Annotated in this window: 3 protein-coding genes; all 3 read right to left on the bottom strand. The window is 60.4% G+C overall.

The features are described from left to right. Positions 1-167 precede the first annotated feature (167 nt). Positions 168-1,160: a Bug family tripartite tricarboxylate transporter substrate binding protein gene (locus AC1DY5_RS51390; RefSeq protein WP_478121977.1), complete on the bottom strand. Its 993-nt coding sequence runs from the start codon at positions 1,158-1,160 to the stop codon at positions 168-170. A gap of 169 nt (positions 1,161-1,329) precedes the next feature. Further along, the gene (locus AC1DY5_RS51385) at positions 1,330-1,980 is read right to left on the bottom strand and encodes a 3-oxoacid CoA-transferase subunit B (protein ID WP_478121976.1); all 651 of its coding nucleotides are present in this window, start codon (positions 1,978-1,980) and stop codon (positions 1,330-1,332) included. Next, a partial coding sequence (locus tag AC1DY5_RS51380) for a 3-oxoacid CoA-transferase subunit A (protein WP_478121975.1) occupies positions 1,973-2,442 on the bottom strand: 470 nt, incomplete at its 5' end. The genes AC1DY5_RS51380 and AC1DY5_RS51385, both read right to left, overlap by 8 nt.

Below are 2,442 nucleotides of genomic sequence, written 5' to 3'. Positions count from 1 at the left end.
CTTTCCGGCCGCTCGCTTTCGTCCAGCGAAGGTCCGCGCATTTGTCGACCTGTTAGCGGACAGGGAGCAGCAACGGCAGAAATCCACGTCAACGGCGAAGTCGCCTCGATGATTCAAGACCTCGACTCCGACTCGACCTTCGGATCTGGGACCCGGCAATCACTGCCTCATTCAGCACGAATGTTGTTTCGCTTGGCCACCTCGCCCCAAAGTTTGTAGTTGTCTCGCGTGAGAGTGGCGAGGCGCTCCGATGTCCCGCCGCCTACCATATCCCCATTCTTCACAATCTGAGAGGTGACTGCGGGATCGCCAAGTGCGGCATTCATTGCCGCATTGGCTTTGGTGACGACATCGGCGGGCAACTTTGGCGGACCGTAAAGCCCTACGAACACGGTGACCACGAAGTCCTTGATGCCAAGTTCCGCCGCTGTGGGAACGTCGGGAAGCGCCGGAAGCCGCGTGCTACCCGTAACGAGAATTGGCCGCAGCTTGCCGCTGGAAATGAATGGGATCAGGAGGGATGCCGCATCCATCAAGCAGGGCACCTGATTTCCCACGACGTCTTGGATGGCTGGAGCGCTGCCGCGGTAGGGCACTTGGCTCATCTTCGGCAGGCCAGCTCTCTCCCGGAAGTATTCCATCGCCAAATGCGTGTTGCCGCCATTTCCCGACGAGGCGTAGCTAAACCCCTTTTCGCTTTCTGCCTTGACCCAGGCAACGAAGCCAGCAAGGTTCTTCGCCGGCGATGCAGGATTCACGACCAGTACCAATTGAGATTCCAAGATCAGCCCAATGGGAGTGAACTCGGTCGGAACAGGCGAAGGCGTGGAGTAGGTATGGGGGTTGATGGTGAAACTCGTATTGGCCACCAGAAACTTGTAGGGGTCGTTCGCGCGCTGCACCTCGGCTGCAGCGATATTGCCGCCCGCGCCCGGCTTGTTGTCAATCACGACAGGCTGTGCAAGAGCCGTTGCCATTCCCCGGCTGAGGAATCGCGCGCCGGCATCCGTGAGACCGCCCGGCGGATAACCCACGAGAACGGAAATTGGCTTCATGGGCCATTGCGTCGCCTGCGCGATCGCAGCGAGAGGACTGAAAGCGGACGTCGCCGCGCCGACGGCTGCCAACTTCAACACGCGGCGTCTAGACAGGATGTTCATTGCAGTCTCCTTAGGTATCAAATATTGAATGTCGTGATCGTATATGTGTGATCACACAAAGAGCATAGGACTTACCCCGATCGAGCGGCCGAGGCCCGTTGCTTGAATCGGAAATGACCTATGCCGTGGGCAGTGGCGCAGCAGCCACCATCAAGAATGCGTGCTTCCATCAAATACGCATCTCGTGAACGTCATCCGGCACGATCAGTCGCGCACCCGTCGCACTGACGACCTGCTCGACCGTCACGCCCGGCGCCGTCTCGCGCAACATCAGCCCAGCCTGCCCCGGTTCGATGACGGCGAGTTCCGTGACGATCAAATCGACACGCCGGGTCGAGGTGATCGGATAGGCGCACCGTTTGACAAGCTTTGGCGCGCCTCTGGCCGTGTGCGTCATTGCCACAATGACCCGCCTGGCGCCCGTGACGAGGTCCATGGCGCCGCCCATACCGGGCACCATGACCCCTGGAATGAGCCAGTTCGCCAAATGCCCCGCCTCGTCCACCTGAAGGCCGCCGAGAACGGTCACGTCGAGGTGCCCACCACGAATGAGGCCGAAGGACATGGCCGAATCGATTGCACAGGCCCCAGGCCCGGCGCCGACTGGGCGGCCGCCTGCGTCAGTAAGATCAGCCCACGCAAAGCCCTCCTCGGGTAGCGGCAGCATGCCGATCAGACCGTTCTCGGACTGAAAAAACACATTCACGCCCTTGGGCAAGTGGTGCGCTACCTGCGTCGGGAGTCCGATCCCCAGGTTGACGAGCTGACCATCGCGAAGCTCTTTCGCGATCCGGCGGGCGATCAATTCCTTGTCACCCATTCGCGCTCTCCTTGCAGACCAGGTACTGGATCAACACGTGGGGCGTCATGACCGCATCGGGCGGGATGACACCCACAGGAACCATGTCTTCCGCTTCTGCGATGACTGTTCCAGCAGCCATCGCCATGATTGGATTGAAGTTCCGAGAGGTCAATGCGTACTCCAGGTTGCCGAGGTAGTCGGCACGCCTCGCATTGATCAGAGCGAAGTCGGCCTTGAGAGGCAGCTCCAGCAGAAACGTCTTGCCATCGACTTCGACCACTTGCTTGCCTTTCGCTGCGAGGGTCCCAAGCCCTGTCTGCGTCAAAACGCCGCCGAGTCCGAATCCCCCGGCCCGAATACGTTCCACAAGAGTCCCCTGCGGCACCAGGTCGACAAGGACCTCACCCGCGATCATCTGCCGCTGCGTCTCCGGATTGGTGCCGATGTGGCTCGTCACGATTCGACTTACGAGCTTGGCGT

The organism is Variovorax sp. P4_D9, from assembly GCF_056401695.1.
The sequence above is the reverse complement of the archived record's forward strand: the minus strand, read 5'-3'. Positions and strand labels throughout refer to the sequence as shown.

What these genes read in the sequence shown, in the direction of transcription:
- AC1DY5_RS51390 (WP_478121977.1), bottom strand. Translation starts at nt 1,160, where the DNA reads ATGAACATCCTGTCTAGACGCCGCGTGTTGAAGTTGGCAGCCGTCGGC.
- AC1DY5_RS51385 (WP_478121976.1), bottom strand. Translation starts at nt 1,980, where the DNA reads ATGGGTGACAAGGAATTGATCGCCCGCCGGATCGCGAAAGAGCTTCGC.